Below are 25581 nucleotides of genomic sequence, written 5' to 3' on the forward strand. Positions count from 1 at the left end.
TTGCGGGGTGCCGCGCCGTCGTGGCTTGTCGCGCAGTTCCCCGCGCCCCTTAGAGGTCGGCACCCTTGAGGACCCTTGAAGCGCCTACGGGCAGATCCCATAGGTCGTCCCTCTCGAGCCCCGCTCTTTCCCAGGCCCTCCTCACCCTCTCCAGCGGTTCCAGTACCGGCTCCGCCGACAGGATGAACGTGGCCCAGTGCATGGGGGCCATCCTGCGCGCGCCCAGATCCTGGGCGGCGCGCACCGCTTCCTCGGGGTCGCAGTGGACGTCGCTGAGCCACCAGCGGGGGTCGTAGGCGCCGATGGGGAGGAGGGCGAGGTCGATGCCGGGGTAGCGGCGGCCGATGCGGGTGAACCAGTGGCCGTAGCCGGTGTCTCCGGCGAAGTAGACGCGCTGTCCGTCGGGGTCGGTGAGGACCCAGCCGCCCCAGAGGGAGAGGCAGGTGTCGGTGAGGGTGCGCTTGGACCAGTGGTGGGCGGGGACGAAGTCGAAGCGGACCCCGGACAGTTCGGCGGCCTCCCACCAGTCCAGCTCGGTGACACAGGTGAAGCGGCGGCGCTGGAACCAGCGACCGAGGCCGGCCGGCACGAACACCGGGGTGTCGCGCGGGAGTCGGCTCAGGGTGGGCGCGTCGAGATGATCGTAGTGGTTGTGGCTGATGACGACCGCGTCCACGCGCGGCAGGGCGCTCCAGGCGATACCGACGGGTGTGATGCGGGGCGGCGTGCCGAGGATGCGGCGGGACCACACGGGGTCGGTGAGGACGGTCAGACCGCCGATGCGCACCACCCAACTGGCGTGCCCCGCCCAGGAGACGGCGACGGTACGGGTGTCCACGCGGGGCAGCGGGCCCGGCGCGAAGGGCAGCCGGGGGATGTCGGCGAGGCCGTCGGGTCCGGGGCGTACGGCGCCCTCGCGGGCGAAGCGGGCGAACGCCTTGAGGCCGGGCAGCGGGGCGGTGAGCCGGTCGTGGAAGGTGCGCGGCCACACGCGCCGCTCCCCCAGCGGGCGGGGCTCGGCGAGCGGCGGGAACGGCGGGGCGAGGGGGGATTCGGTGAGAGGGGACAGGGGGGACTCGGTGAGCGGGGCGGCGGCTTCCCGTGCGGAGGCGTCTTCGCGGGGACCGGCACTCGTGGTGGTCGACTCGGACTGCTGCGTCATCGAGGAGGCTCCCATCGCTGAGCGTCGTCGCGGAGATCGTCGAAGACCGTCTTCACGGTGGTCAACGCGCGGTGCACATGTGGCAGTTCCAACGGCGAGGGTGAATCGAGGCAGGCCGCACGCTCCTCGTCGGTGCCGCCGAGCAGCGGCCCGGTGGCGAGCCGTACGCGCAGGGCCGCGAGGTCGTCGCCGAAGCGCTGGCCGCCGGGGGCGGGCATGCCGAGCCGGGCGGTGAGGAAGTCCTCCAGTTCCTGGGCGTCGCCGACGCCGTGGGCGGTCAGCGCGGTGCGCAGCGGGCCGAGGTCGACGTAGAGGTGGCGGCCGGCCTGCGGGGGCCGGGCGAGGGCGCCCGCGCCGATGACGGCGTCGTGCAGGTGGGCGGCCACGCGCGCGTGCAGGCGCACGGCGGCGGAGACGCGGGCGGTGACCGGCTCGGGTTCGGCGAGGGCGTGAGCGGCCGCGGCGGCGACCGGGCTCGCGACACGGGCGCCGAGGGCGGTGAGGACGTCCAGCACGCGCGCGTGGAGCCGGGCTCCGGCCGGATCGCCGGGGAAGCGGGCGACGGCGGCCGGCCAGCCGGTGGGCAGCAGCGCGCCGGCCAGGTCGGTGACGACGGTGACCCGGTCCGGGAGCATCTCGGCGGGGCTGAGCAGCGCGGTGCCCGGGAAGTGCAGCGGGTCGGGCGGGGAGTGCCGGCGGTCGGGCGAGGGGTGCCGCGGGTCGGGCGGATAGTGCCGGCGGTCGGGCGGGTGGTGCAGCGTGTCGCGCCAGGTCTCGTCGCTGACCAGGTGCAGGCCCTCCCCCGCGGCGGCCTCGACGGCCTCGTGCAGGACCTCGGGCGGGGCGACGGTGCCGGTGGGGTCGTCGGCGACGGACAGCACGAGCAGCCGCGGGTCCCCGCCCTCCTCACGGACCCGGCGCACGGTCTCCAGCAGCGCGTACGGGTCGGGAACGCCGCCGCACTCGGCGGGAGTCGCGACGTGGAAGACGGGTCTGCCGAGGAGACGTGCGTACGGTGCCCACCAGGCGGCGCAGGGCCGGGGCACGAGGACGTCGCCGCCGAGCGCGGCGGTCAGCGCGAGCAGCAGGGACGGGGCGCCGGGGCCCGCGGCGGCGTGCTGGGGCGCGGTGGGCAGTCCGCGGCGCTCCCAGTAGCCGCAGGCGGCGTCCAGCAGTCCCGTGCCGCCGCCGACCGGCTCGGCGGCGCCGCGTCCGGCGGCGGCCGCGACCACCGCGCACAGGTCCGGCAGCACCGGCAGCCCGTCGTCGGGCAACGGCGGCCCGTACCGTACGGGCCCGTGTCCCTCCGCGTCCGCCGCCCACCGCATACCCACCTCCGCATCGTGCCGCCGCTGTCGTCCGCCCGCATGCCGGGTGCCCGGGCCGGGCGCGGAGCGAGCGCTCGTGCGGCCCGTGGGGCTCTGTGTACCCGGCGCGAGGTGCGGTCAGGCGTCCCGGGCGGGGTTCCTGCGGTACAGGCGGTAGGCGGCGCCGCCGAGGGCTCCGGCGATGAGCAGGCCGCCGGCGACGAGGGCGGGCACCGAGTCGGTGAAGGTGCCGCCCTGTCCGGCCCGTACGCCGTGCTGTACGGGGGCGGGCGGGCAGGGGGTGCCGTGGGTCGTGCCGTGGCTCGTCTCGGGGCAGGGCGGCGCGCTGGTGGCGCCGCCGCCGTCCTTGGTCACGGTGAAGGTGGCGCTCCACGGCTTGCCCTGGCCGCCGGGCGCGGCGGGGCAGGTGCCCTCGACGGTCCACGCGGTGTCGGGTCCGAGGCCGGCCGGTTCGCTCTCCAGGGCGCCGGCGGACGCGATGGCGGCGGTGCCGCGGTAGGCGGGTCCGGACACCGGGTCGTCGTTGCCGGGCACCAGCTGCAGGGCGACGGTGCCCTCCTCGAAGGCCTCGGAGGTGGCGTCCATGGTGGCGGGCGGCGATCCGCCGACGGGGTCGCAGGAGACGGACACGGTGACGCTGCCGCCCGGCGACGCGGTGGCGGGGCTCACCTCGGCGGCGGGTTCGGCCGCCACCAGCGGCACGGCACCGGTCAGGGCGGCGCCGGTGAGGGCGACGACGGACAGGGCACGGGCGGTGCGGCGCATACGAAGGGCTCCTCGGGCCGGCGGCTGCGGGGGCACGGCGCTCGCGCCCCCGCAGCCATCACAGCCCGCCCCACCCGGACCCGCGCGCGGCCGGACCCCATCAGTGGGACCCGCACGCCCGACCGGGTGAAGCCGGGCCCCGCTCAGGCGGCGTCGTCCAGCACCTGTTCCCTCAGCCGGTCACAGCAGCGGCTGATCAGCCGGGAGACGTGCATCTGCGAGATGCCGAACTGCTCGGCGATGCGGCTCTGGGTCATGTCGCCGAAGAACCGCATGTAGAGGATGGCGCGTTCCCGTTCGGGCAGGGCGGCGAGCCGGGGCTTGACGGCCTCGCGGTCGACGACCGTGTCGAGGGCGGGGTCGGGGGCGCCGAGGGCGTCGCCGAGGGAGTAGCCGTCCTCGCTGCCGGGCAGTTCCGCGTCGAGCGAGAGGGCGGTGAAGCTCTCCAGCGCCTCCAGGCCGGTCTTGACGTCCTCCTCGCTCAGGTTCGTGTGCTCGGCGATCTCGGTGACGGTGGGCGTGCGCCCGGAGATTTCCTGGGTGAGGTCCTGAAGGGCGAACCGGACGCGGTTGCGCAGGTCCTGGACCCGGCGGGGGACGTGCAGGGTCCACATGTGGTCGCGGAAGTGGCGCTTGATCTCTCCGGTGATGGTGGGCACGGCGTAGCTCTCGAAGGCGTTGCCGCGCGCGGGGTCGTAGCGGTCGACGGCCTTGACCAGGCCGAGCGCCGCCACCTGGCGCAGGTCCTCGTGGGACTCGCCGCGGCTGCGGAAGCGGCCGGCGAGCCGTTCGGCCATGGGCAGCCAGGCCTCGACGATCTGCTCGCGCAGCGTGTCGCGCTGCGGTCCCGGGGGCAGTTCGGCGAGGGTGCGGAAGGCCTGGGCGGTGTCGGGGGCGTCGTCATGAGGGTGGTGCTTCGCGGCTGCTTGGGTGCGCATGGTGCGTCGCAACTCCCTTGCGGGTGCTCTGGGATGGACGGTCACCGTGGGAAGCCTGGCGTGGCCGGGCATCGTGCGCGCGGGCTGCGGCAGGCCGCCACCACGGACGTGCCTCCGGTCCGAAGCACTGGGGTGCGCCTGCCCGGGGCCGGGGGCCGCAAACCCGGGCCGGGGGTTTCCGGCCGTGGTGCGGGGTGACTCGGCAGGGCACAGAGCCCGGTCCGCCTTGTCGTCCCGACCCGGGAGGTTCCGTCATGAGCACGAAGGTCTCCGACCACGTCCTGTCACGGCTGCGCGAGTGGGGGGTCGAGCATGTCTTCGGCTACCCCGGCGACGGCATCAACGGCCTGCTCGCCGCCTGGGGCCGGGCCGAGGACCAGCCGATGTTCGTCCAGTCCCGGCACGAGGAGATGTCCGCGTTCGAGGCGGTCGGCTACGCCAAGTTCGGCGGCCGTCTCGGGGTGTGCGCGGCGACCTCGGGCCCGGGCGCCATCCACCTGCTGAACGGCCTGTACGACGCGAAGCTGGACCATGTGCCGGTGCTGGCGATCGTCGGCCAGACGCACCGCACCGCGATGGGCGGCTCCTATCAGCAGGAGGTGGACCTGCACACGCTGTTCAAGGACGTCGCCTCCGACTTCGTGGAGACGGTGACGGTGCCCGAGCAGTTGCCGAACGTCCTGGACCGGGCGATCCGCACCGCGTACGCGCGCCGCTGCCCCACCGCGCTGATCATCCCGGGCGATGTGCAGGAGCTGGACTACTCGCCGCCCACGCACGAGTTCAAGATGGTGCCGTCCAGCCTGGACCGCAGCTCCTGGACGGCGGTCCCGTCGGACGAGTCGCTGCGCCGGGCGGCGGAGATCCTCAACTCCGGTGACAAGGTGGCGATCCTGATCGGTCAGGGCGCCTCCGGTGCCGTCGAGGAGGTGCGCAACGTCGCCGAGACACTCGGCGCGGGCGTCGCCAAGGCACTGCTCGGCAAGGACGTGCTCAGCGACGAACTGCCGTACGTGACCGGGTCGATCGGGCTGCTGGGCACACGTCCTTCGTACGAGCTGATGCGGGACTGCGACACGCTGCTGACCATCGGATCGTCGTTCCCGTACACGCAGTTCATGCCGGAGTTCGGCAAGGCGCGCGGGGTGCAGATCGACATCGACCCGCACATGGTGGGGATGCGCTATCCGTACGAGGTGAACCTGGTCGGCGACGCCCGGGAGACGCTGCGGCGGCTGATCCCGATGCTGCGGGGCGAGGAACGCGGCCGGGAGTGGTTCGACACGGTGTGCGACAACGTGGCGCGCTGGCACGAGGTGATGGAGCGGCGGGCCGGTCTGTCGGCGGACCCGATCAACCCGGAGTACGTGGCGCGTGCGCTGGACCCGCTGCTGCCCGACGACGCGATGGTGTCGTCCGACTCGGGTTCCGCGGCGAACTGGTACGCCCGTCATCTGACCATGCGGCCGGGCATGCGCTCGTCGCTGTCGGGAACGCTGGCGACGATGGGCTGCGGCGTGCCGTACGCGATCGGTGCGAAGTTCGCGCACCCGGACCGGCCGGCGATCGCGCTGGTCGGTGACGGCGCCATGCAGATGAACGGCATGGCGGAGCTGATCACGGCCGCGAAGTACGCCGACCGCTGGCAGGACCCGCGCCTGGTGGTGGCCGTGTTCAACAACCACGACCTGAACCAGGTCACCTGGGAGATGCGGGCCATGGAGGGCGCGCCGTCCTTCCTGCCCTCGCAGGAGCTGCCGGACGTGCAGTACGCGGCGTTCGCCCGGAGCCTGGGCCTGACCGGCGTACGGGTGGAGAAGCCGGAGGACGTGGAGGCGGGCTGGCGGGCCGGCCTGGAGGCGGACGGGCCGGCGGTGGTGGAGTTCCTCACCGATCCTGCCGTACCGCCGATCCCGCCGCACTCCACCTGGGAGCAGATGGAGGCCACGGCCGCGTCGATCCTGAAGGGCGACGCCGACCGCGGCTCGATGGTGCGGCAGGGCCTCAAGGCGAAGGTGCAGGAGTTCCTGCCCGGGCGGGCGAAGAAGTAGCGGGCGAGGACGGCGCGGGTTGCGTCGTCCTCGTCTTCTCCGGTGGCAGGACCAGATCCTCGTACCAGCCGAGCGCCAGCACGACGCCGAGCAGGAGGACGGGGACGAGCACCGCGAGTACGACCATGGTCTTTCCTTCCCCAGGTGGACCCGTGGGGGGTGACAGCCGGGTCTCCCCCGATCCGGCCGGCAAACCCCGGTGTCGTCGGAGCGGGGCCGGGTACGCGGTGCGCGACTGCCGACGATCTGGAGGAGTCATGCAGCGAGGCAGCGACCGGATGAGCGCGCACCGCGACGACGAGATGAAGCACCAGCTCCAGGGCCTGCTGAGGTCGGGCCACCCCACGCGGGTGGAGGAGTGGCACGATCCGGAGCCCGTCGCCGAGGACGACCCGTGGATCGCGGGTGGCCCGCACGTCCCGGCGTCGGCCGCCGAGGCGCGCCTGGAACTCGGCCGCGTACTGGGACGGACCGCGTTTCCGGCGGGTCCCCGAGAGCTGATGGGCATGCTGCGCGACCGGCATGCGCCGGACGCCCTGATCGAGCCACTGCACCGGCTGCCGCGTTCCGCGCGCTATCGCAACGTCCAGGAGCTCGCCGAGGCCCTGACCAGGGGCGAGGGAACGGAAGGAGGCCGGTGATGGCCGAGTTCGTACGCGAGGTCATGACCCCGGGCGTGGTCGCCGTACGCCCGGACGCCTCGCTGGCGGAGGCCGCGCAGCTGATGCGGGCGCAGGACATCGGGGACGTGCTGGTGGCCGACGGCCAGGAGGTCGTCGGGGTGCTCACCGACCGTGACATCACGATACGGGCGGTGGCCGAGGGCATCGACCCGCTGACGATGAGCGCCCAGGCGGCCTGCACCCCGCACCCGGTGACGGTCACGCCGCAGGAGACGGTCGCGGCGGCCGTCGCGCTGATGCGGGCCAAGGCCGTACGACGGCTGCCGGTCGTCGAGAACGGGCTGCCGGTCGGGATGGTCACGCTCGGGGACCTGGCGATGTCCGAGAACCCCGACAGCGCGCTGGCCGCGATCAGCAGGGCTGAACCTGACGAGGGGCCCGGCGCCGCTCCGCACGGCCGGGGGCCCGTGTGAGCCGGAACCGGGCCGCCGAGATCTCGCGGACGGGCGTCACCGTGGACGTGGGTGACGCCACGGTCCGCTATCTGCTGTACGGGCTGCTGCCGAGCTGGTTCGTGCCGGGTCTCGCGGACTGGCTGATGCACCGGCGCACCCGGATCGAGGAGACGACGGGGACGAAGGAGTCGGTGCTCCACTCGCTGATGATGGCCGAGGTGGGCGTGCCGATCGCGCTGACGCTGCGCTACGAGATCAATCCGCTGATGCTCACCGTGCAGTTGGCGGGTACCGCCGCCCATGAGGCGACCGCGCTGTGGGACGTGCGGATGGCGACGCACAGCGACCGCGAGGTGCGCCCCATCGAGCAGCACATCCACAGCTTTCTGGAGTCGCTGCCGTTCGGCGCGCTGTCCGCACTGATGTGTCTGCACGCCGACCAGGTCAGGTCGCTGCTGCGCGGGGGCCGCGGAAGCCGGGACGCCTGGCGTCTGGTGCGGCGCGAGCCTCCGCTGTCGCGGGCGTACATCGCGGGGATCGCCGCCGCGGTCGGCACCTGTGTGCTGCTGCCGTACGGCGAGGAACTGCTGCGCTGCCTGAGGGCGGCGCGCCGGGAGAACAAGCACGCCACCGGTGACCAGGCCGAATGGCGTGCCACGGAAGGAGAGTGAGAACAGATGCGGATCGCGTTTCTGACCGCGCCCGAGGGCGTGGAGCAGATCGAGCTGACCGCTCCCTGGCAGGCGGCGGAGGACGCCGGGCACGAGCCGGTGCTGGTGTCGACGAAGCCCGGCCATGTGCAGGCCTTCGACCATCTCGACAAGGCGGCCACCTTCGCCGTGGACGAGGTGGTGGGCGAGGTGCCGGCGGAGTCGTTCGGCGCGCTGGTACTGCCCGGCGGGGTGGCCAACCCGGACTTCCTGCGGCTGGACGACAAGGCCGTGGCGTTCGTGAAGGACTTCTTCGAGCGGGGCCGTCCGGTGGCCGCGATCTGCCATGCGCCCTGGACGCTGGTGGAGGCGGACGTGGTGCGCGGCCGGGTGCTCACCTCCTGGCCGAGTCTGCGCACGGACATCACCAACGCGGGCGGCACCTGGGTCGACGAGCAGGTCAAGGTGTGCGACCACGGGCCGAACAAGCTGGTCACGAGCCGTAAGCCGGACGATCTCAAGGCGTTCTGCGAGGCCTTCGTGGAGGTCTTCGCGAAGGAGGGCGGCTGATGGGGGACCCCAAGCAGGAGCAGCGGGACTTCTTCCGCGCCGAGGACCCTGCGTCCGGTCCGCTCACCACCGACCAGGGCGTGCCGGTCGACCACACCGACGACTCGCTGAGCGCGGGCGAGCGCGGGCCGACGCTGCTGGAGGACTTCCACTTCCGGGAGAAGCTGACCCGGTTCGACCATGAGCGGATCCCGGAGCGGGTGGTGCACGCCCGGGGCGCGGGGGCGTACGGCTACTTCGAACCGTACGAGTCGTGCGCGGAGTTCACCCGCGCGGCGTTCCTCCAGGACCCGGCGGTGCGCACGCCCGTGTTCGTGCGGTTCTCCACCGTGCAGGGCCCGAAGGGCTCGGCGGACACGGTGCGGGACGTGCGCGGCTTCGCGACCAAGTTCTATACCTCGGAAGGGAATTACGACCTCGTCGGGAACAACTTCCCGGTGTTCTTCATCCAGGACGGCATCAAGTTCCCCGACTTCGTGCACGCGGTGAAGCCCGAGCCGCACAACGACATCCCCACCGGCGCCTCCGCGCACGACAGCCTGTGGGACTTCGTGTCGCTGCAGCCGGAGACGCTGCACGCGATCATGTGGCTGATGTCGGACCGGGCGATCCCGCGCAGCTACCGCATGATGCAGGGCTTCGGGGTGCACACCTTCCGGTTCGTGAACGTCGACGGCAAGGGCACGTTCGTGAAGTTCCACTGGAAGCCGCGGCTCGGCGCGCACTCGCTGGTGTGGGACGAGGCGCAGGAGTGCCAGGGGCGTGACCCGGACTTCAACCGGCGGGACCTGTGGGACGCGATCGAGGCGGGCGAGTTCCCGGAGTGGGAGCTGGGCGTCCAACTGGTGCCGGAGGAGGACGAGTTCTCCTTCGACTTCGACCTGCTCGACGCGACGAAGCTCATCCCGGAGGAGCAGGTGCCGGTGCGGCCGATCGGCCGGATGGTGCTGGACCGCAACCCGGAGAATTTCTTCGCCGAGACCGAGCAGGTCGCCTTCCACACGGCGAACGTGGTGCCGGGCATCGACTTCACCAACGATCCGCTGCTCCAGGCCCGCAACTTCTCCTATCTGGACACGCAGCTGATCCGGCTGGGCGGGCCCAACTTCGCGCAGCTGCCGGTGAACCGGCCGGTGGCGCCGGTGCGCACCAACCAGCGCGACGGGTACGGCCAGAGCACGATCCACCGGGGCACGAACTACTTCCCCAACTCGCTGGGCGGCGGCTGTCCCGCGCACGCGGGCGCCGACCCGCACGCCTTCCGGCACTACACCGAGAAGATCGACGGCGCCACGATCCGGCGGCGCAGTCCGAGCTTCGAGGACCACTACAGCCAGCCCGCGCTGTTCTGGAACAGCATGGCCGACTGGGAGAAGCAGCACATCGTGGCCGCGTTCCGGTTCGAGCTGGGCAAGGTCGAGGCGCGCGCGGTGCGGGCCCGGACGGTGGAGCACCTGGCGAAGGTGGACGGCGAACTGGCGGCCGAGGTCGCCCGCGGCATCGGCGTACCCGGGCCCGCGGCCGTGGCCGAGCCGGCGTCCAAGCTGTCCTCGCCCGCGCTGAGCCTTCGGTCCCTGCGCGGCGACGGCTCGATCCGCACCCGCCGGATCGCGGTGCTGGTCGCCGACGGGGTGGACGCGGCCCAGGTCACCTCGGTGCGTGAGGCGCTGGCCGCGGAGGGGGCGCTGGTGGAGGCGCTGGCCCCGGTGGACGGGTCGGTCACGGGCTCCGACGGTGAGCGGTACGCGGTGGACCGCGCCCTGCCGACGATGGCGTCCGTCCTCTACGACGCCGTCCTGCTGCCGGGCGGCCCCGCGGACACGCCCTCGACGGCCGAGGACCCCGACGCGATGCGTTTCGTCCGGGACGCCTACCGGCACGGCAAGCCCATCGCCGCGGTCGGCTCCGGTGTCGGCGTCCTCGCCGCCCTGGAACCCCAGGGGCTGCGTCTGTCGGCGGAGTTCCAGCAGGTGCTGAGCGATCAGGGCGTGGTCACGGACACCACCCCGGGTCCGGCGAGCCCCGAGTTCGCACAGGCGTTCGTCGACGCCATCGCGGCGCACCGGCACTGGGACCGCCCGCCGCTGCGCTGCTGACCGGCGCACAAGGCGCTGAAGGCGCTGAAGGCGCTGAAGGCGCTGAAGGCGCTGAAGGCGACCATGGCCTCCGGGCCGCGGGGACCGACTCCCGGTTCCCGCGGCCCGGAGCGCTGTGCGGGCATCCCTGTCAGCCGCTGTGCGGGTCCCTGTCAGCCGCCGACGCCGCCCGCGCCCGGGCCCCACTTGCCCACCGGGGCCTGCTCACGGCCCGACGGCATGCGCTCGCGCGCACCGTCGCGGGTGCGGCCCGGGGAGACGGACCGGCGCGGGTTGCGGCGGAGGTACTCGCCCTCCAGTTGCGCCATGCGCTCGTTGTGGACGCGCAGCGCGTCGTTCGAGCCGTACAGCAGGGTGTCGTGGCGCGTGCGGTGGATCGTCTCCAGCTCCTTCATGAGCTGCTGGTCGTCCAGCCGGCCCGGTTCGACTCCGGTCATCGTGGTGCCCCGCTCGTCGTGTTCGTCCATGCCGTTCGGGTACCCGCCCGATGCGCACCGCACCATCGAACGGCCTCCGGGAGGGAGCCATGGACCTCGCGTTCCTGCACCCACTGTACGAGCGAACCGGCCCCTGGGCCTCCGTGTACGTCGACACCTCCCGGCACACGGAGGACACCCCGCACGAGCGGCATCTGACCGCCGAGGCGATGGCCCGCGAGCTGGCCCGGCAGGGCGCGGACGAGGCCACCTGCCGGGCGGTGCGGGACGCCCTGGAGGAGCTGCGGCACTCCCCCGAACCGCATGGCCGGGCCCTGTTCGCCCGTGCGGGTGAGGTCGCGCTCGATCCGTCGCTGGCCCGGCCCCCGCAGGCCGACCGCGCCGAGTGGGCGCCGCTGCCGCGCGTCTCCCCGCTGCTGGACCTGGCCGGGGAGGACCCGGTGTGCGTGGTGGCGTACGTGGACCGCAAGGGCGCCGACTTCGAGCTGCGCAGCGCCCTGGCCCGGGAGCCCGCCGGCACGGTCGCCGGGCGGCAGTGGCCGGTGCACCGCACCAGCAGCAACGACTGGTCCGAGCGGCACTTCCAGCTCCGGGTGGAGAACACCTGGGAGCACAACGCGGCCGAGATCGCCGACGCGCTGTCCGTCTGCCAGGAGGAGACGCGGGCCGACCTGCTGATCCTGGTGGGCGAGGACCGCGAGCGGCACTCGGTGCGTGAGCGGATGCCGCAGCGGCTGGCCGAGCGCGTGGTGGAGGCCCCGCACGGCGCCGGCAGCAGGCTCCTCGACGCGGACGTGGAGGAGGCCAGGACCCGGCATGTCCGCGAGCGGACCCAGGCGGCGCTGGACCGGTTCCTGGCCGTACGCACGCCCGACGACGAGGGACGCGCCGGGGCGGTCGAGGGCGTGCCGGCGCTGGTCGAGGCCGCGCGTGAGCACCGTATCGACACGTTGCTGGTACGGCCCGACGGCCCGGACACCCGTCGTGAGGTGTGGATCGGGGAGGACCCGGACCAGCTGGCGGTGCGCCGCACCGAGCTGCGCGTCCTCGGCGAGCAGCACTCGTGGGCGGCCCGCGCGGACGACGCCCTGATCCGCTCCGCCGTCGCCACGGGCGCGCCCGCGCTGTCCCTGGCGCCGCTGGAGGCGGCCCGGCGCGACGACGTGCCGTCGGCCGGACTCGGCGCGCTGCTGCGCTGGTCCTGAGCGGCGGGGCGGGCGCGCCGGTCCTGAGCGGCGGGGCGGGCCGGGGTTACCGGGCCCGCTCCACCCGCCGTTCGTCCCACACCGGCTCCGGGGTCTCCCGGACCCGGCCGTCGCTGCCGAAGACCAGGTAGCGGTCGAAGGAGCGGGCGAACCAGCGGTCGTGGGTGACCGCGAGGACCGTGCCCTCGAAGGCCTCCAGGCCTTCCTGGAGGGCCTCGGCGGACTCCAGGTCGAGGTTGTCGGTGGGCTCGTCGAGGAGCAGCGCGGTCACGCCCTGGAGCTCCAGCAGCAGGATCTGGAACCGGGCCTGCTGGCCGCCGGAGAGCCGGTCGAAGGTCTGCTCGGCCTGGTTGGTCAGCTCGTAGCGCCGCAGCCGGGACATGGCCGCGCCCCGGTCCTGGGCGTGGTCCTTCCACAGGATGTCCAGCAGGGTGCGGCGCTGGAGCTCCGGGTGCGCGTGGGTCTGCGCGAAGTGGCCGGGCACGACGCGTGCGCCGAGCTTCCACTCCCCCGTGTGCGCCACGTCCTCGCCGGCCAGCAGCCGCAGGAAGTGCGACTTGCCGGAGCCGTTGGAGCCGAGGACCGCGACGCGTTCGCCGTAGAAGACCTCCAGGTCGAACGGCTGCATCAGGCCGGTGAGTTCGAGGCCGGCGCAGGTGACGGCGCGTACGCCGGTGCGGCCGCCCTTGAGCCGCATGGTGATGTCCTGCTCGCGCGGCGGCTCCGGCGGCGGTCCGGCCTCCTCGAACTTGCGCAGCCGGGTCTGCGCGGCGGCGTAGCGCGAGGCCATCTCGTGGCTGACGGCGGCCGCCTGGCGGAGGTTGAGCACCAGCTTCTTCAGCTGGGCGTGCTTCTCGTCCCAGCGGCGGCGCAACTCCTCGAAACGCGCGAAGCGTTCGCGGCGGGCCTCGTGGTAGGTCGCGAAGCCGCCGCCGTGCACCCAGGCGTCGGCGCCGGCCGGGCCGGGCTCCACGGAGACGATCTTCTCGGCGGCACGGGCGAGCAGTTCACGGTCGTGGGAGACGAAGAGGACCGTCTTGCGGGTCTCCTTCAGGCGCTCCTCCAGCCAGCGCTTGCCGGGCACATCGAGGTAGTTGTCCGGCTCGTCGAGCAGCAGCACCTCGTCGGTGCCGCGCAGCAGCGCCTCCAGGACGAGCCGCTTCTGCTCACCGCCGGACAGCGTCCGCACCAGCCGCCACTGCGCCTTGTCGTACGGCACTCCGAGCGCGGCCGTGGTGCACATGTCCCACAGCGTCTCCGCCTCGTAGCCGCGCGCCTCCGCCCAGTCGGAGAGGGCCTGCGCGTAGGCCAGCTGGGCGGCCTCGTCGTCGACGGTCATGAGAGCGTGCTCGGCGGCGTCGACGGCCTTAGCCGCCTCCCGGATGCGCGGCGTCGCCACGGAGACGAGCAGGTCGCGCACGGTGGTCTCGTCGCGCACCGAGCCCACGAACTGGCGCATCACCCCGAGCCCGCCGCTCACGGTGACGGTGCCGCCGTGCGGCTTGAGCTCGCCGGAGATCAGCCGCAGCAGGGTCGTCTTGCCCGCCCCGTTGGGTCCGACGAGGGCGACGACCGCGCCCTCACCCACCCGGAAGGACACATCGCCGAGCAGCGTCCTCCCGTCGGGGAGGTGGTACTCGAGGTGCGCGGCTTCCAGATGTCCCATGGTCAGGCATTGTGCGGGCGCGCCGCACACCCGGGCAAACCGTTATCGGACCCGGCGGTGGGACAGCGGCGCCGTCTCACGGTGAGGTCTCGTCCAGCGGCCTGCCCGTGGGGCCGCCCTCCGTGCCCGGGCCGACCGCCTCCACCATGGCGCCCGCCCAGGTCAGGGCCTTCCAGCCGTCGGCCGGGGAGCCCTCCAGGACGACCACGCCCGTGTTGTCCAGGCCGTGGGTGGTGGCGAAGGGGACGTCGACGTTGGCGGCGCGGCAGGCCGTCCAGAGGCGGATCACGGCGCCGTGGCTGACCATGGCGACGGTGCCCGCGCCGCCGGCGGCGGCCTCGGCGATCACGGCGTCGTAGCGCGCGAGGACCTCGTCCCCGGTGTCCCCGCCCGGCATGCGCAGCCCGGTGTCGCCGTTCATCCAGGCGACCACGGTCCGCAGATACCGCTGCCCCTCCTCCGACCCGCCGGGCAGCATCTCCAGGTCGCCGGCGAACACCTCGCGCAGCCCGTCGCGGACCAGAACGTCGAGCCCGCGCGCGGCGGCCAGCGGGGCGGCGGTGCGCCGGGTGCGGGTCAGCGGGGAGGCGTAGACGGCCGCGATGTCCTCGTCGGCCAGGGTCTGCGGCAGCAGGGCGGCCTGCCGCTCGCCCAGCTCGGTCAGATCCGTGCCCGGGAAAGCGGTGTCGAGCAGGTAGTCGAGGTTGGCGACGGTCTGGCCGTGGCGAACGAGTAGCAGGCGCACCGCTTCAGCGTACTCGGGCCAAGTCCCGGCAACCCGAGCTGACTTACCGTCAGTCCACATGTCAAAACGCGGGTCTCAGTATGCGGTTGGACGGCATACGGTGGCATCAGCCGCTCCGGCAGCCCGGGGCGGGCCGGACGAGAAGGGGGAGACTCATGTCGCAGGCACGGGAGACCGCGGTCTACACGCACGGACACCACGAGTCGGTACTGCGTTCGCACAGCTGGCGCACCGCCGCCAACTCCGCGGCGTATCTGCTGGGTTCGCTCAAGCCCCACATGCGGATCCTGGACATCGGCTGCGGCCCCGGCACCATCACCGCGGACCTGGCCGCGCTGGTCCCGGACGGGCATGTCACCGGCGTCGACCGGGCGCCGGAGATCGTCGGGACGGCCCGCGCGACCGCCGCCGAACGCGGCCTGGCCAACACCGACTTCGCCGTCGCCGACGTCCACGCCCTGGACTTCCCCGACGACACCTTCTGCGTGGTCCACGCCCACCAGGTGCTCCAGCACGTGGGCGACCCGGTGCAGGCGCTGCGCGAGATGAAGCGCGTGACGAAGCCGGGCGGCTTCATCGCCGTCCGCGACTCCGACTACGCGGCGATGACCTGGTACCCGGCCTCACCGGGCCTGGACGCCTGGCAGGACCTGTACCAGCGGGTGGCCCGGGCCAACGGCGGCGAGCCGGACGCCGGGCGGCGCCTGAAGGCGTGGGCCCTGCGGGCGGGCCTGACGGACATCACCGCCACCTCCGCCACCTGGACCTTCTCCACACCCGAGGAGCGGGCCTGGTGGAGCGGCCTGTGGGCCGACCGCACGGTGGCCTCGTCCTACGCGGACCGCGCCACCGAGGGCGGCCACGCGACGGCCGAGGAGCTTAGGGCGGTCTCGGAGGCCTGGCGGGAGTGGGGCCGGCGGGAGGACGGCTGGTTCAGCGTCCTGCACGGCGAGATTCTGTGCCGGAAAGACGGCTGAAACTCCGAATTCGGGATACACGGTGTGCCAGGAGGTTCACATCATGGTTCCCATCCTGCTGGTGCTGCTTCTGGTGCTCATCCTGTTCGGCGCCGGATTCGCCGTGAAACTGCTGTGGTGGATCGCACTGGCCGTGCTGATTCTGTGGCTGCTGGGATTCCTGCTCCGCGGTACGACCGCCGGGGGCGGCAGGGGTCGCTGGTACAGGTGGTGAGAGACCCCCGATCACTTTCGGGGCAACAACGGCCCGAGCGGCCCGAGGTCCAGATTCAGGTCCTCGGGCCGCAGTCCGTAGCGCTCGCGCAGCTCGGTCATGCGGTCGTCCAGCAGCATCAGGGTGAGGCCGATGCGCTCCTCCTGCTCCTCGCTCAGGTCGCCCGCGTCGACGCGGCGCAGCGCCTGCCGCTCCATGAGCTGGCGCAGCAGCTCGACGACGGTCAGGACCAGCTTGACGAGGTCCCTCTCGACAGTGTCCGGGTCGAGCTCCATCCGGCGGCGGGGCTCGCTCACGTACTCTCCTCCCAGGGGGCCGGCAACTGCGGGCCGACCGAGCTGATCAGGGCGTTCAGGTCGATGCGGACGAGGTCGACGTCGGCGATCCGCAGCGTGAGGTCCCCGGTGACGACGACCCCGCCGGCCAGCAGCCGGTCGAGCAGGTCCACGAGGGCGACCTCCCGGCGTTCGATGACGGTCACCGCTCCTCCCCTGAGTCCTGCGAGGACCCCACCGTGTCCTGGGACGACCCCGCGTTCTCGGTGAATCCCATGTCGCCGGTGAACGAATAGGCGGCCCACGGCCCGGTGAGTTCCACTCGCATTCCGCTCGCCTGGTCCTTCGTACGGTCGACCAGTTCCACGAATTCCTCGGACGCGGCACGGGAAACGAGATAGGCCGCGTTGAGCACATTCCGCCCCGCCTCCCCGGAAAGCGCCGGATTCTGCGGGGCGTGCAGCCGGGAGTCCTCCGCGAAAGAGGCGAGCGTCCGGTGCAGGCCGGTGGCGAATTCCTCCGCCCGCCGCCAGGACTCCTCCGCGCTGTGCGACTGCCTGCGCCGCTGCCGCAGATAGTCACGGCCGCTCGTGGGCCGGGCCGCCGGGCGCGCGGGCTCCGCGGATTCCTCCGAGGGCTCCATGTACACCTTCACGCCCCATTCGACCCGGCCCTCCAGCCGGTCGAGGGTGCGCCGGAAGGCCTCCTCGTGCTCCTCGATCATCACGCGTACGCCGCTGCTGTCACGGAAGACCGTGCCGAGCCGGAGCGGCAACGGCGTGGTGACGGCCGTGAGCGCGTCGATCACGCCCTGGTGGGCGCGGGCGGTCGCGGTGAGCCAGTCCAGGTCCTCCAGATGCTCGCGCAGCGCCTCCTCGGAGAAGTCCGCCTCGGGCACCGTACTCACCACGGCGATCAGGCCGTGGTGCGTCAGCTGCTGGGGCGGTACTCCCGCCACGCCCGTCAACTGGGCCTGGAGGGCGGACGCGAAGGGCCGGCAGACGGCGTAGACATAGCGCAGTCCGGTCATGAGGCCTCCTCCTGCACTTCGCCGGCCTCGAGTTGCGCAAGACGCTCGCGCAACTCGGCGTTCTCCCGGGCGAGTTCGCTGCGCCGGGCGCGTGAGGACAACGCCGGGTCGTCCTCCCACCAGTCGATGCCCATCTCCCGGGCCTTGTCGACGGAGGCGACGACGAGCCGCAGCTTGATGGTGAGCAGCTCGATGTCGAGCAGGTTGATGCGGATGTCGCCCGCGATGACCACGCCCTTGTCCAGCACCCGCTCCAGGATGTCGGCGAGATTGGACCCGCCGTCACCGCCGTAGGCCTGAGGCAGTCGGCTCGGTGTACTCATCGGCGGCTCCGACGGCGGGGCTCGGGCTCGGGCTCCGGCTCTTCCTCCGGCTCGTCCTCCTCCTCGTCCTCGTACTCGGCTTCGGCGTCGTACTCGTCCTCGTCCTCGGCGACCGCGTCCCGGTCGTCGTAGTCGTCCTCGTCCGCCTCGTCAGCCTCGTCAGGCTCGTACTCCTCGTCCGGCTCGTACTCCTCGTCCGCCTCGTCGGCGTCCGCGTCCTCGGCGTCCTGGACGGCCTCCTCATGGCTGCGGACGACCTCTCCGTCGCGGATCTCGCCGCGCCAGCCCTCGTCCGCCTCGCCGCGCAGCGTGACGTAGCGGGCGTAGTTCTTCAGGTCGAGCCTGGCTCTGCGGCCCTGGGCCCGCCAGATGTTGCCGGTCTTCTCGAACAGGCCCTTGGGGTAGTACTCGATGACCAGCAGGACGCGTGTGAGGTCCTCGGTGAGCTCGCGGAAGGAGACGACGCCCTTCACCGAGCCCTTGGCGCCCTCCGAGGTCCACGCGATGCGGTCGTCGGGCACCTGCTCCAGCGTGCGCGCCTTCCAGCTGCGGTTGGACCAGAAGACCTTGACCTGCCAGTCGGACGAGGTGTCGTCGGCGCGCTGCGCGCTCTTGACGCCCTTGGCGAACGTGCTGAAGTCCTGGAAGCGGGTCCACTGGTCGTACGCGGTGCGCAGCGGAACCGCGACATCGACGTACTCCATGATGACCGTCGGCTTGTTGCCGGCACCGCCCTTGCGGCCCTTCTTGCCGCCCAGGGCGTTCTTGACCGCGCCGGTCACGCTGTCCTTGGCCCGGCTCGCGCCGACCTCGAGGGCGGCACGCAGCGGGCTCTTGCCCTCGGAGAGCTTGCGCCCGCCGTCGAGGGCGAGCTTGGCGAAGCCGGGGCTGTTGCCCTCCGCGATGTCGTTGAGCCGGACGGTGGTCTCACCGAGCTTGCGGCCGAGGCCCGCCAGGAGCCGCTCGGCCTGGGCGGCGAGGTATTCCTGCGCCTCGGCCTTGAGCCGGTCGGCGGCGGGGCTGTGGGCCAGCTCCGAGAGCGGGCTGCCGCCCGCGGCGTCGGTCGCCTTGGAGGCCGCTGATCGGGCTGTGGCGGTCATCGGTCACCGCCTCCTTTCGGCCGCCGGGCGCCGGAGGCCGTCTTCGCGGCCGATCCGGCCGCCTTGGCTCCCCGGGAGGTCTTCTTGGCGGCGGTCTTGCGAGCGCCCGCCTTCTTGGCCGGCGCGGTGGACTTCCGGGCACGGGACCCGCTGCCGGACGACTCGGACGCGGCGGGTTCCTCCGCATCCCGCTTGTCGCTCGCCTCCGCTGTCTCCTCCGGCTCCTGGTCCTCGTGCGACCGGGTACCCCGGGCCGCGGGTTCCTCCTCGTCGTTCTCGGATCCGTCCGCGCCGGGGACCACCCCGGCCAGCCGGTCGCGGGTCTCGGCGGTACGGTCGTGCAGCCGCCCGGCGAGGGTGTCGAGCTGCCGCTCGATCATGGCCGAGGACGCCGCCTTCCCCACTCCGCGCAGATCCCCGCGGAGCTGGTCCCCGAGCTCCTTGAACTGCGGGTTGTTCCGCAGCTGCCCGGAGACGAGGTCGGCGATCGCCCGGGGGCCGACGTTCATGCGCCGGCCCGCCACGAACGTGCCGACGGCGATGGCCATCTTGAGCTTCTTGGTCCGCCCCAGTAGATATCCGGCCCCTACGGCGAGGCCGAGTCCCGCTCTGTTCATCGTGTCCGTCCTCTCACTGTGCGGCGCCGCCTCGGTGCGAGTCTCTCTCCAGCCGGTCGAGGAGCTCGTCCTCCCTGCGGTCGAACTCCGCCTCGTCGATCTCGCCCGCCTCCAGCTGCTCCTCCAGCCGCGCGAGCTCGGCCCGGACGGCGGCGGGGTCGTAGTAGAGCCGCTCGGCCTCGTGCAGCACCTGTTCGATCACCCAGGCGCTGCCGCGCACCGGCGCGAACGGCAGCAGCAGCACCTCCGTGATCAGTCCCATGGCCTACTCCACCGGCTGTGCGCTCGTGATGCCCGTGTGCGCCGACTCGGCCGGGCCGGGATCGACGAAGCTGTACGGAGGCAGCGGGCCGTTGACGCGCAGTTCGAGGTGCGGAAGGTTCCTGCGGGCGTCCTCGATCGTGTCGAGGAACTTGCCGGCCGCGTCGCGGTGCACCAGGAACGAGATGTTGACCAGCCAGCCGCTGGACTCGGGTCCGGCGCTGGTCGCCTCGGCCGCGGAGTCCAGCAGTTCCTGGACGCGGGCGGCGTCCTCTGCCTCCTGGGCGCGCACGGCACCCGCGACCATCTCGCCGAGCCGAAGCTTGTCCTCGTAGCTGCCGCCGCCGGACCTGCGGTTGGCCTCCGCCAGGGCCCGGATGTCGGGGTCGGCGGACATCACCTTGTGCAGCACGGCCTCCTCGACGTGGGAGGCCTTGACGTTGTACTCGACCCGGCCGTCGAGGGCCTGGAGCCGCTCGCGGTAGTGGTCGGCGCGTTCGGTGAGCACCGTGGTCACCGTGTCGTCGTCGGGGGCGACGCTGCCGAACCGCATCGGCAGCACACAACCCTCGGCGCCCGCCTCGCCCAGCACCGCCTGGTGTGCGATCAGGTCGCGGCGCTTGGGCCGCAGCCCCTCGGGCGCCTCGCCGACGACCGCCGCCAGCTCACCGGCCGGCAGCAGGCGGACCGGTCCTGGCGGGTCGCCGACGCCCTTGAGGCCGTCGGGCAGCGCCGGGTGGGTCGCGGCGACGATGCCGTAAACGTAGGTGCTCACTCCTGCTCCTCCTTCCGGCGTGTGGTGCTGCGGCGGGCGCGCGGCTTGCTCTCCGTCTCCTGGCCCTCTTCGCGGGCCTGCCGGAAGGCGCCGGAGATGGTCTCGGCGGCGCCGGACAGGGCGCCCTTGGACTTGCCGCGGGCACCCGACTCGGTGATCTCACCGACCACCTCGGGCAGCCCGGGGCTCTTGTTGGGGCCGGACTCCAGGTCGAGGCGGTTGCAGGCCTCGGCGAAGCGCAGATAGGTGTCGACGCTGGCGACGACGACTCGGACGTCGATCTTCAGGATCTCGATACCGACCAGGGAGACCCGCACGAAGGCGTCGATGACGAGCCCCCTGTCCAGTACGAGTTCCAGCACGTCGTAGAGGCCACTCGAGCCTCCCGACCCTCCGGTCTGTTGTGCCGGGACGACGGTCATGCCGGTCGTTCCTCCTTGTCACACTCGGCTGTTGCGCGATACGGGCGGGACACGGGCCTAACGGCCGCCGGCCCTGCGGGCGTCGGAGCGGCCGCGCTCGTAGCGGCGGACGCGCCGGTAGCCGGTGAGCTGTCCGTCCGCGTCGAGTTCGACCTGGTAGCTCGCCAGCAGGCTCATCGTGTCGGGGACGCGTTCCAGTTCCAGGACCTCGACCTCCAACGTCCAGCCGTCCTCCCTCTGTTCGAAGGACGACACGGACTCGGCGGTCATGCCGGTGAGTTCGGCGAGCTGGTCCAGCGCCGCGCGCAACACTTCCATCGGGGTGGGTCGTTCGCCCGCCCCGCCCGTCTTCTCGTTCGACTTCTCGTTCGTCTTCTCAGTCATGGATGCCTCGCACGGCGAGTGGCCCGCAGAGCCTTGGCCAAACCCCGGCAGGCGGGCCTTTCACGTCGGTCGGCCGCGCAGCGCGTCCAGTCGGCGCCGGGCCGGGCCGAGGGACCTGGGCCGGTTCATGACGCCCGACCAGGGGTTCGTACGGGCCTGCTCCAGGGCGTCCTCGATGCTCCAACGGCGGGCGGTGAGGCCGGGATCGGCGACCTGCTCCCAGGTGACGGGCGTGGCGACGGGCGCGCCGGGCAGGGGGCGTACGGTGAAGGGCACGACCGCGGTCTGGGCGTAGGCGTTGCGCTGGATGTCGAGGTAGAGACGGTCGCCGCGGTCCTTCTTGCGGGCGGCGGTGGTCAGCCGGCCGGGGTGGGCCGCGACGAGCAGCTCGGCGACGTCCCGGGCGAACTCCCGTACCTCGTCGAAGTCATGACGGCCGTTCAGGGGCACGACCACATGCAGTCCGCGCGAGCCGGTGGTCATCGGCGCCGAGGGCAGCCGGAGTTCGTCGAGGACCTCGCCGAGCAGCCCGGCGGCCTCGCGGACCTGCTCGAAGTCGTCCCCCGCGGGGTCGAGGTCGAACACCATCCGGTCGGGCCGGTCGATGCCGCCGGTGCGCGACAGCCAGCGGTGCAGGGTGAGACAGGCCTGGTCGGTGAGGTAGAGCAGGGTGGCGGAGTCCTCGCATACGGTGTGGCAGACCGTGCCGCCCTCCTTGGGCACCTCGAACCGGGTGATCCAGTCCGGGTAGTGCTCGGGGGTGTTCTTCTGCATGAAGCTCGGGCCGTCGACGCCGTCGGGCCGGCGCTCCAGCATCAGCGGGCGGCCGCGCAGATGCGGCAGCATGAACGGCGCGACGGCCCGGTGGTAGTCGGCGAGGTCGCCCTTGGTGTACTCCTTGGCGTCGCCGTCGCCGGGGAAGAGCACCTTGCCGGGCCGCCGCACCTCGACGGTGCGGCGGCCGGCCCTGATCCGTCGTACGTCGTCGCCGCTCACGGCACGACCGCCTGCTCCACCAGCAGCCGTACGCCGGCGGCGACCGACTCGGCGTCGATGCCCGCGGCGTGCAGCTGCTCCTCGGGGGTGGCCGAGCCGGGCATGGTCCGCACGCCGAGCCGGACCAGGCGGGGCATGGGGCGCCCGTCCAGGAAGGCGTCGACGACGGCGTCGCCGAGGCCGCCCTCGGGGTGGTGGTCCTCGATCGTGACCAGACAGCCGGTGTCCTCGGCGGCCTGCCGCAGGGTGAACCGGTCGACCGGCTTGACCGAGTACAGGTCGATCACACGCACGGCGATGTCCTCGCGCGCCAGCAGGTCGGCGGCGGCGAGCGCCTCGTGCACGGTCACGCCCGCCGCGACCAGCGTGACCCGGTCGTGCGAGGAGGAGCGCAGCACCTTGGAGCCGCCGACGGGGAACTCGTCGTCGGGGCCGTAGATCACCGGCGTGGCACCGCGCGAGGTGCGCAGATAGCGGACGCCGTCCAGCCTGGCCATGGTCGCGACGAGGCGCGCGGTCTGGTTGGCGTCGCACGGGTACAGCACGGTCGAGTCGTGCACGGCCCGGAACATCGCCAGGTCCTCCAGGCCCATCTGCGAGGGCCCGTCCTGGCCGATGGAGACACCCGCGTGCGAGCCGACGAGGTTGATGCCCGCGCCGCTGATGGACGCCATGCGGACGAAGTCGTAGGCGCGGGTGAGGAAGGCGGCGAAGGTGGAGGCGTACGGGACCCAGCCGCGGGACGCGAGTCCGACCGCGGCGGCGACCATCTGCTGCTCGGCGATGTAGCACTCGAAGAACCGGTCGGGGTGTTCCTTGGCGAAGAACTCGGCGCGCGTGGAGTCGCTCACCTCGCCGTCCAGGGCCACGACGTCACCGCGCCCGCTGCCCAGCGCGGCGAGGGCCTTGCCGTACGCGTCCCGGGTGGGCACCTCCTCACCCTTCGGCCAGCTCGGCGGCTCGTAGGGCCCGGTGTGGACGGCGTGCAGGGCGCGCGCGGCGGGCGGTTCGGCCACCTGGACGGTCAGGTCGGAAGTGCCGCCGAGCTCGGCGACGGCCCGCTCGGCGTCGGGCAGCGGCTTGCCGTGCAGGCCCTCGCGGTCCTCGACGTCCTCGACGCCCTTGCCCTTCAGGGTGCGGGCGAGGATCGCGGTGGGCTGGCCGAGGGTGGAGACGGCCTCCCCGTAGGCGCGGTCGATGGCGTCGACGTCATGGCCGTCGATCTCCACGGTGTGCCAGCCGAAGGCCTGGAAGCGGCGGGCGTAGGCGTCCAGGTCGTGGCCGTGGCGGGTGGGGCCGCGCTGGCCGAGGCGGTTGACGTCGATGATCGCGGTGAGGTTGTCCAGGTGCTCGAAGGAGGCGTGCTCGGCGGCCTCCCACACCGAGCCCTCGGCGAGTTCGCTGTCGCCGCACAGCACCCACACCCGGTATCCGGTGCGGTCCAGGCGTTTGCCGGCCAGCGCGATGCCGACGCCTACGGGCAGGCCCTGGCCGAGCGAGCCGGTGGCCGTCTCCACCCAGGGCAGCTTGCGCGGGGTGGGGTGGCCTTCGAGTCGGCTGCCCTGCTTGCGGAAGGTCAGCAGTTCCTCGTCGTCGACGGCACCGGCCGCCTTGGCCGCCGCGTACATCAGCGGGGAGGCGTGGCCCTTGGAGAGGACGAAGCGGTCGTTGGCCGGGTGGGCGGGACGGTCGAAGTCGTAGCGCAGATGGCCCGCGAGCAGTACGGCCATCAGGTCCGCGGCGGACATCGACGACGTCGGGTGCCCACTGCCCGCGGCTGCGGCGGCGCGCACGCTGTCCACGCGCAACTGGCGGGCGAGGTCGGCGAATTCGCGGGAGTTCATCGCGCTCCTTGGTCGGGTTCGTCGGGCTTCTCGGATTCCTCGTCGCCGGGTCGCGGAAGCTCCCCGAGACGCCGGGAGGGGTCGGGCCCGTCCGGCGTGTCGGAGTCTTCGCCCGGAAGGTCCTCGCGTCGTACGGGACCGGGTGGTTCGTGGTGACGGTCGTCGGCCGCGGCCTCGGACCCGGCGGCCGCCGCGGCCGCCGGCTCGGGCCGCCCGGCCACCCGGGCCAGCTCCGGCGCGGCCGTGTCCAGCGGCACGGACCAGGAACGGACGAGGCCCAACTGCACGGCCTGGCGCGGCAGTACGGCGTCCAGCAGCCAGTCGGCGGCGACGCGGACGCGGTTGCCGGGCATGGCGGCGAGGTGGTAGCCGCGGGTGACCAGACCGGCGAGCGGCCCGGACAGCGGCAGCCCGAACGGGTCGGCGGCGGCCTGCGCCCCGCCCAGGTCGACGGCGAAGCCCAGTTCGCGATGCCGGTAGACGGCGGACTCGCCCCAGCCGAGGGACGCGGCCACGTTGCGGCCGCAGACCTTGCCCTGCCGCCAGGCGTGCTGCGCGGTCATCGGCGTGTACTGCCCCGGCCGGTCCAGATCCGGTACGGCGGCCGCGTCCCCGCAGGCGAACACCTCCGGCCTGCCGGGCACCCCCAGCCGCGGGTCGACGAGCAGCCGGCCGCGTTCCAGGGGCAGTCCGAGCGACTCGGCGAGCGGGTCGGGCCGTACGCCGACGCACCACACGAGGGTGCGGGTGTCGACGAACTCCCCGTCGGTGAGCAGCACTCCCTCGGGCGTGGCCTCCTTCACGGAGGTGCCCATGCGCACGTCGACGCCCCGCTTGCGCAGCACCTGGTCGGCGGTGCGCGAGAGCCGCTGGTCCAGTTCGGGCAGGACCCGGTCGGCGACGTCCAGCAGCATCCAGCGCGGCCGCATGCCCGAGCGCAGCGGGTGCTTGCGGACCTGCGCGTCGGTGAACAGCTGCCCGTGCGCGGCGACTTCGGTGCCGGTGTAGCCCGCGCCGACGACCACGAAGGTGCAGCGGGCCCGGCAGCGCGCGGGGTCGTCGGCGGAGGCGGCCAGCTCGACCTGGCGGGTCACGTGGTCGCGCAGATAGAGGGCCTCGGGCAGGCCGCGGAAGCCGTGCGCGTGCTCGGCGACCCCGGGGATGGGCAGCAGCTTGTTGACGCTGCCCGCGGCCAGCACCAGCCGGTCGTACTCCAGGGTCCCGCCGCCGCCCTCGGGGTCGCGGTAGTGCACGGTACGCGCGTCGAGGTCGATGCCGTCGGCCTCGCCGAGGACGAGCCGCACCCGGGGCAGCGTGCCGGACAGGGACACCGTGACACGGCGTGGCTCCAGGATTCCGGCGGCCACCTGCGGCAGCAGCGGCAGATACAGAAAGTAGTCCGTCGGGTTCAGCAGGGTGATGTCGGCCTGCTGCCGGGTCAGGCCCGACAGGGTGCGCGCCGTGCGGTACCCGGCGAACCCGGCGCCGACGATCACGATGCGGGGTCGGGTCACGATCTCGCCTCCGGCGGTGGCGTATGTGCTCGTACGAGGCCTTCCGCGTCCCCCCGGCCAGGGCGGCCAAACCCGGGGCGGCCGGACCGGGCCGGTTTCCGCGGGGGCTCCCGGGTACTCGGTGCGGGTCCCGAACCGCCCCTCGCGGAGGTACCCCC

The 25581-nt window shown here is 72.9% G+C and carries 29 protein-coding genes; 9 read left to right on the forward strand and 20 right to left on the reverse strand.

Going from position 1 to position 25581, the window contains the following annotated elements:
• Positions 1 to 49 precede the first annotated feature (49 nt).
• From RKD23_RS07830 to RKD23_RS07845, 4 genes are all read right to left on the reverse strand, one after another.
• Positions 50 to 1162, reverse strand: a complete 1113-nt coding sequence (locus RKD23_RS07830; protein WP_424852998.1) for an MBL fold metallo-hydrolase — start codon at positions 1160 to 1162, stop codon at positions 50 to 52.
• Positions 1159 to 2490 carry an aminotransferase class I/II-fold pyridoxal phosphate-dependent enzyme gene (locus RKD23_RS07835; RefSeq protein WP_424858192.1) on the reverse strand — a complete coding sequence of 444 codons (1332 nt, stop codon included), beginning with the start codon at positions 2488 to 2490 and terminating at the stop codon, positions 1159 to 1161. The genes RKD23_RS07830 and RKD23_RS07835 overlap by 4 nt, the downstream gene beginning before the upstream one ends.
• A 117-nt stretch (positions 2491 to 2607) precedes the next feature.
• On the reverse strand, positions 2608 to 3255 hold the full coding sequence (locus RKD23_RS07840) for a hypothetical protein (protein WP_424852999.1): 648 nt from the start codon (positions 3253 to 3255) through the stop codon (positions 2608 to 2610).
• A gap of 143 nt (positions 3256 to 3398) precedes the next feature.
• Positions 3399 to 4193 carry an RNA polymerase sigma factor SigF gene (locus tag RKD23_RS07845; protein WP_424853000.1) on the reverse strand — a complete coding sequence of 265 codons (795 nt, stop codon included), beginning with the start codon at positions 4191 to 4193 and terminating at the stop codon, positions 3399 to 3401.
• A 254-nt stretch (positions 4194 to 4447) separates the two neighbouring features.
• On the opposite strand from RKD23_RS07845, the gene RKD23_RS07850 reads away from it, so the two are divergent.
• The 6 genes from RKD23_RS07850 to RKD23_RS07875 all read left to right on the forward strand — a co-directional run bounded on the left by RKD23_RS07850 (position 4448) and on the right by RKD23_RS07875 (position 10638).
• Positions 4448 to 6244 (forward strand): thiamine pyrophosphate-requiring protein, encoded by a 1797-nt coding sequence (locus tag RKD23_RS07850; RefSeq protein ID WP_424853001.1) that lies wholly within the window; start codon positions 4448 to 4450, stop codon positions 6242 to 6244.
• Between the two features lie 257 nt (positions 6245 to 6501).
• On the forward strand, positions 6502 to 6885 hold the full coding sequence (locus tag RKD23_RS07855) for a DUF2795 domain-containing protein (RefSeq protein WP_424853002.1): 384 nt from the start codon (positions 6502 to 6504) through the stop codon (positions 6883 to 6885).
• Positions 6885 to 7340, forward strand: coding sequence for a CBS domain-containing protein (locus RKD23_RS07860; protein ID WP_424853003.1), 456 nt, complete (start codon positions 6885 to 6887; stop codon positions 7338 to 7340). Before RKD23_RS07855 ends, RKD23_RS07860 begins: the two co-directional genes overlap by 1 nt.
• Complete coding sequence (locus RKD23_RS07865) at positions 7337 to 7993, forward strand: diguanylate cyclase (RefSeq protein ID WP_424853004.1); 657 nt, start codon at positions 7337 to 7339, stop codon at positions 7991 to 7993. Before RKD23_RS07860 ends, RKD23_RS07865 begins: the two co-directional genes overlap by 4 nt.
• 6 nt (positions 7994 to 7999) lie before the next feature.
• Positions 8000 to 8542: a type 1 glutamine amidotransferase domain-containing protein gene (locus tag RKD23_RS07870; protein WP_424853005.1), complete on the forward strand. Its 543-nt coding sequence runs from the start codon at positions 8000 to 8002 to the stop codon at positions 8540 to 8542.
• A complete protein-coding gene (locus RKD23_RS07875) occupies positions 8542 to 10638 on the forward strand; it encodes a catalase (protein WP_424853006.1) in 2097 nt (698 codons plus the stop codon). The genes RKD23_RS07870 and RKD23_RS07875 overlap by 1 nt, the downstream gene beginning before the upstream one ends.
• A gap of 152 nt (positions 10639 to 10790) precedes the next feature.
• Here the strand turns inward: RKD23_RS07875 and RKD23_RS07880 are convergent, their stop codons facing one another.
• The gene (locus tag RKD23_RS07880; protein ID WP_424853007.1) at positions 10791 to 11105 is read right to left on the reverse strand and encodes a DUF6158 family protein; all 315 of its coding nucleotides are present in this window, start codon (positions 11103 to 11105) and stop codon (positions 10791 to 10793) included.
• A 59-nt stretch (positions 11106 to 11164) separates the two neighbouring features.
• Here RKD23_RS07880 and RKD23_RS07885 point away from each other — a divergent pair, with 59 nt between their 5' ends.
• A complete protein-coding gene (locus RKD23_RS07885) occupies positions 11165 to 12280 on the forward strand; it encodes a Vms1/Ankzf1 family peptidyl-tRNA hydrolase (RefSeq protein WP_424853008.1) in 1116 nt (371 codons plus the stop codon).
• 46 nt (positions 12281 to 12326) lie between these two features.
• Here RKD23_RS07885 and RKD23_RS07890 read toward each other — a convergent pair whose 3' ends face one another.
• Both RKD23_RS07890 and RKD23_RS07895 read right to left on the reverse strand, forming a co-directional pair.
• A complete protein-coding gene (locus RKD23_RS07890) occupies positions 12327 to 13946 on the reverse strand; it encodes an ABC-F family ATP-binding cassette domain-containing protein (RefSeq protein WP_424853009.1) in 1620 nt (539 codons plus the stop codon).
• Between the two features lie 76 nt (positions 13947 to 14022).
• Positions 14023 to 14691, reverse strand: a complete 669-nt coding sequence (locus RKD23_RS07895; RefSeq protein ID WP_424853010.1) for a histidine phosphatase family protein — start codon at positions 14689 to 14691, stop codon at positions 14023 to 14025.
• 155 nt (positions 14692 to 14846) lie between these two features.
• Between RKD23_RS07895 and RKD23_RS07900 the strand changes: the two genes are divergently transcribed.
• Both RKD23_RS07900 and RKD23_RS07905 read left to right on the forward strand, forming a co-directional pair.
• The gene (locus tag RKD23_RS07900) at positions 14847 to 15668 is read left to right on the forward strand and encodes a methyltransferase domain-containing protein (protein WP_424853011.1); all 822 of its coding nucleotides are present in this window, start codon (positions 14847 to 14849) and stop codon (positions 15666 to 15668) included.
• 43 nt (positions 15669 to 15711) lie between these two features.
• Entirely contained in the window at positions 15712 to 15882 is a 171-nt protein-coding gene (locus RKD23_RS07905) for a hydrophobic protein (protein ID WP_404032309.1), read from the forward strand.
• Between the two features lie 11 nt (positions 15883 to 15893).
• On the opposite strand, the gene RKD23_RS07910 is transcribed toward RKD23_RS07905, so the two are convergent.
• Genes RKD23_RS07910 through RKD23_RS07970 form a run of 13 tightly spaced genes read right to left on the reverse strand, consistent with a single transcriptional unit; the run spans position 15894 to position 25423 of the window.
• Complete coding sequence (locus RKD23_RS07910) at positions 15894 to 16157, reverse strand: gas vesicle protein K (protein ID WP_404033679.1); 264 nt, start codon at positions 16155 to 16157, stop codon at positions 15894 to 15896.
• A gap of 17 nt (positions 16158 to 16174) precedes the next feature.
• Positions 16175 to 16363, reverse strand: a complete 189-nt coding sequence (locus RKD23_RS07915) for a gas vesicle protein (RefSeq protein WP_404032311.1) — start codon at positions 16361 to 16363, stop codon at positions 16175 to 16177.
• Positions 16360 to 17187: a GvpL/GvpF family gas vesicle protein gene (locus RKD23_RS07920; RefSeq protein ID WP_424853012.1), complete on the reverse strand. Its 828-nt coding sequence runs from the start codon at positions 17185 to 17187 to the stop codon at positions 16360 to 16362. The genes RKD23_RS07915 and RKD23_RS07920 overlap by 4 nt, the downstream gene beginning before the upstream one ends.
• Positions 17184 to 17510 carry a gas vesicle protein gene (locus RKD23_RS07925; protein ID WP_404032317.1) on the reverse strand — a complete coding sequence of 109 codons (327 nt, stop codon included), beginning with the start codon at positions 17508 to 17510 and terminating at the stop codon, positions 17184 to 17186. The genes RKD23_RS07920 and RKD23_RS07925 overlap by 4 nt, the downstream gene beginning before the upstream one ends.
• Positions 17507 to 18610 (reverse strand): SRPBCC family protein, encoded by a 1104-nt coding sequence (locus RKD23_RS07930; protein ID WP_424853013.1) that lies wholly within the window; start codon positions 18608 to 18610, stop codon positions 17507 to 17509. Before RKD23_RS07930 ends, RKD23_RS07925 begins: the two co-directional genes overlap by 4 nt.
• Positions 18607 to 19227 (reverse strand): DNA primase, encoded by a 621-nt coding sequence (locus RKD23_RS07935; protein ID WP_424853014.1) that lies wholly within the window; start codon positions 19225 to 19227, stop codon positions 18607 to 18609. Before RKD23_RS07935 ends, RKD23_RS07930 begins: the two co-directional genes overlap by 4 nt.
• A gap of 13 nt (positions 19228 to 19240) precedes the next feature.
• On the reverse strand, positions 19241 to 19489 hold the full coding sequence (locus RKD23_RS07940; protein ID WP_424853015.1) for a gas vesicle protein GvpG: 249 nt from the start codon (positions 19487 to 19489) through the stop codon (positions 19241 to 19243).
• A gap of 3 nt (positions 19490 to 19492) precedes the next feature.
• Entirely contained in the window at positions 19493 to 20263 is a 771-nt protein-coding gene (locus tag RKD23_RS07945) for a GvpL/GvpF family gas vesicle protein (protein WP_424853016.1), read from the reverse strand.
• Positions 20260 to 20685 (reverse strand): gas vesicle structural protein GvpA, encoded by a 426-nt coding sequence (locus tag RKD23_RS07950; RefSeq protein ID WP_404032332.1) that lies wholly within the window; start codon positions 20683 to 20685, stop codon positions 20260 to 20262. Before RKD23_RS07950 ends, RKD23_RS07945 begins: the two co-directional genes overlap by 4 nt.
• Before the next feature lie 57 nt (positions 20686 to 20742).
• On the reverse strand, positions 20743 to 21069 hold the full coding sequence (locus RKD23_RS07955) for a gas vesicle protein (RefSeq protein WP_424853017.1): 327 nt from the start codon (positions 21067 to 21069) through the stop codon (positions 20743 to 20745).
• Between the two features lie 60 nt (positions 21070 to 21129).
• On the reverse strand, positions 21130 to 22065 hold the full coding sequence (ligD, locus tag RKD23_RS07960; RefSeq protein ID WP_424853018.1) for a non-homologous end-joining DNA ligase: 936 nt from the start codon (positions 22063 to 22065) through the stop codon (positions 21130 to 21132).
• Complete coding sequence (locus RKD23_RS07965; protein ID WP_424853019.1) at positions 22062 to 23909, reverse strand: transketolase; 1848 nt, start codon at positions 23907 to 23909, stop codon at positions 22062 to 22064. Before RKD23_RS07965 ends, ligD begins: the two co-directional genes overlap by 4 nt.
• The gene (locus tag RKD23_RS07970; RefSeq protein ID WP_424853020.1) at positions 23906 to 25423 is read right to left on the reverse strand and encodes an NAD(P)/FAD-dependent oxidoreductase; all 1518 of its coding nucleotides are present in this window, start codon (positions 25421 to 25423) and stop codon (positions 23906 to 23908) included. Before RKD23_RS07970 ends, RKD23_RS07965 begins: the two co-directional genes overlap by 4 nt.
• Positions 25424 to 25581 lie beyond the last annotated feature (158 nt).

Origin of the sequence: Streptomyces sp. SAI-170 (genome assembly GCF_049739565.1) — a bacterium.
Lineage (GTDB): Bacteria > Actinomycetota > Actinomycetes > Streptomycetales > Streptomycetaceae > Streptomyces.

Excerpts from the sequence above, each read along its gene's own strand:
- RKD23_RS07830 (WP_424852998.1), bottom strand. The coding sequence starts at position 1,162 with ATGACGCAGCAGTCCGAGTCGACCACCACGAGTGCCGGTCCCCGCGAA.
- RKD23_RS07835 (WP_424858192.1), bottom strand. The coding sequence starts at position 2,490 with ATGCGGTGGGCGGCGGACGCGGAGGGACACGGGCCCGTACGGTACGGG.
- RKD23_RS07840 (WP_424852999.1), bottom strand. The coding sequence starts at position 3,255 with ATGCGCCGCACCGCCCGTGCCCTGTCCGTCGTCGCCCTCACCGGCGCC.
- RKD23_RS07845 (WP_424853000.1), bottom strand. The coding sequence starts at position 4,193 with ATGCGCACCCAAGCAGCCGCGAAGCACCACCCTCATGACGACGCCCCC.
- RKD23_RS07850 (WP_424853001.1), top strand. The coding sequence starts at position 4,448 with ATGAGCACGAAGGTCTCCGACCACGTCCTGTCACGGCTGCGCGAGTGG.
- RKD23_RS07855 (WP_424853002.1), top strand. The coding sequence starts at position 6,502 with ATGCAGCGAGGCAGCGACCGGATGAGCGCGCACCGCGACGACGAGATG.
- RKD23_RS07860 (WP_424853003.1), top strand. The coding sequence starts at position 6,885 with ATGGCCGAGTTCGTACGCGAGGTCATGACCCCGGGCGTGGTCGCCGTA.
- RKD23_RS07870 (WP_424853005.1), top strand. The coding sequence starts at position 8,000 with ATGCGGATCGCGTTTCTGACCGCGCCCGAGGGCGTGGAGCAGATCGAG.
- RKD23_RS07875 (WP_424853006.1), top strand. The coding sequence starts at position 8,542 with ATGGGGGACCCCAAGCAGGAGCAGCGGGACTTCTTCCGCGCCGAGGAC.
- RKD23_RS07880 (WP_424853007.1), bottom strand. The coding sequence starts at position 11,105 with ATGGACGAACACGACGAGCGGGGCACCACGATGACCGGAGTCGAACCG.
- RKD23_RS07885 (WP_424853008.1), top strand. The coding sequence starts at position 11,165 with ATGGACCTCGCGTTCCTGCACCCACTGTACGAGCGAACCGGCCCCTGG.
- RKD23_RS07890 (WP_424853009.1), bottom strand. The coding sequence starts at position 13,946 with ATGGGACATCTGGAAGCCGCGCACCTCGAGTACCACCTCCCCGACGGG.
- RKD23_RS07900 (WP_424853011.1), top strand. The coding sequence starts at position 14,847 with ATGTCGCAGGCACGGGAGACCGCGGTCTACACGCACGGACACCACGAG.
- RKD23_RS07905 (WP_404032309.1), top strand. The coding sequence starts at position 15,712 with ATGGTTCCCATCCTGCTGGTGCTGCTTCTGGTGCTCATCCTGTTCGGC.
- RKD23_RS07910 (WP_404033679.1), bottom strand. The coding sequence starts at position 16,157 with ATGGAGCTCGACCCGGACACTGTCGAGAGGGACCTCGTCAAGCTGGTC.
- RKD23_RS07920 (WP_424853012.1), bottom strand. The coding sequence starts at position 17,187 with ATGACCGGACTGCGCTATGTCTACGCCGTCTGCCGGCCCTTCGCGTCC.
- RKD23_RS07925 (WP_404032317.1), bottom strand. The coding sequence starts at position 17,510 with ATGAGTACACCGAGCCGACTGCCTCAGGCCTACGGCGGTGACGGCGGG.
- RKD23_RS07930 (WP_424853013.1), bottom strand. The coding sequence starts at position 18,610 with ATGACCGCCACAGCCCGATCAGCGGCCTCCAAGGCGACCGACGCCGCG.
- RKD23_RS07935 (WP_424853014.1), bottom strand. The coding sequence starts at position 19,227 with ATGAACAGAGCGGGACTCGGCCTCGCCGTAGGGGCCGGATATCTACTG.
- RKD23_RS07940 (WP_424853015.1), bottom strand. The coding sequence starts at position 19,489 with ATGGGACTGATCACGGAGGTGCTGCTGCTGCCGTTCGCGCCGGTGCGC.
- RKD23_RS07950 (WP_404032332.1), bottom strand. The coding sequence starts at position 20,685 with ATGACCGTCGTCCCGGCACAACAGACCGGAGGGTCGGGAGGCTCGAGT.
- RKD23_RS07955 (WP_424853017.1), bottom strand. The coding sequence starts at position 21,069 with ATGACTGAGAAGACGAACGAGAAGTCGAACGAGAAGACGGGCGGGGCG.
- RKD23_RS07965 (WP_424853019.1), bottom strand. The coding sequence starts at position 23,909 with ATGAACTCCCGCGAATTCGCCGACCTCGCCCGCCAGTTGCGCGTGGAC.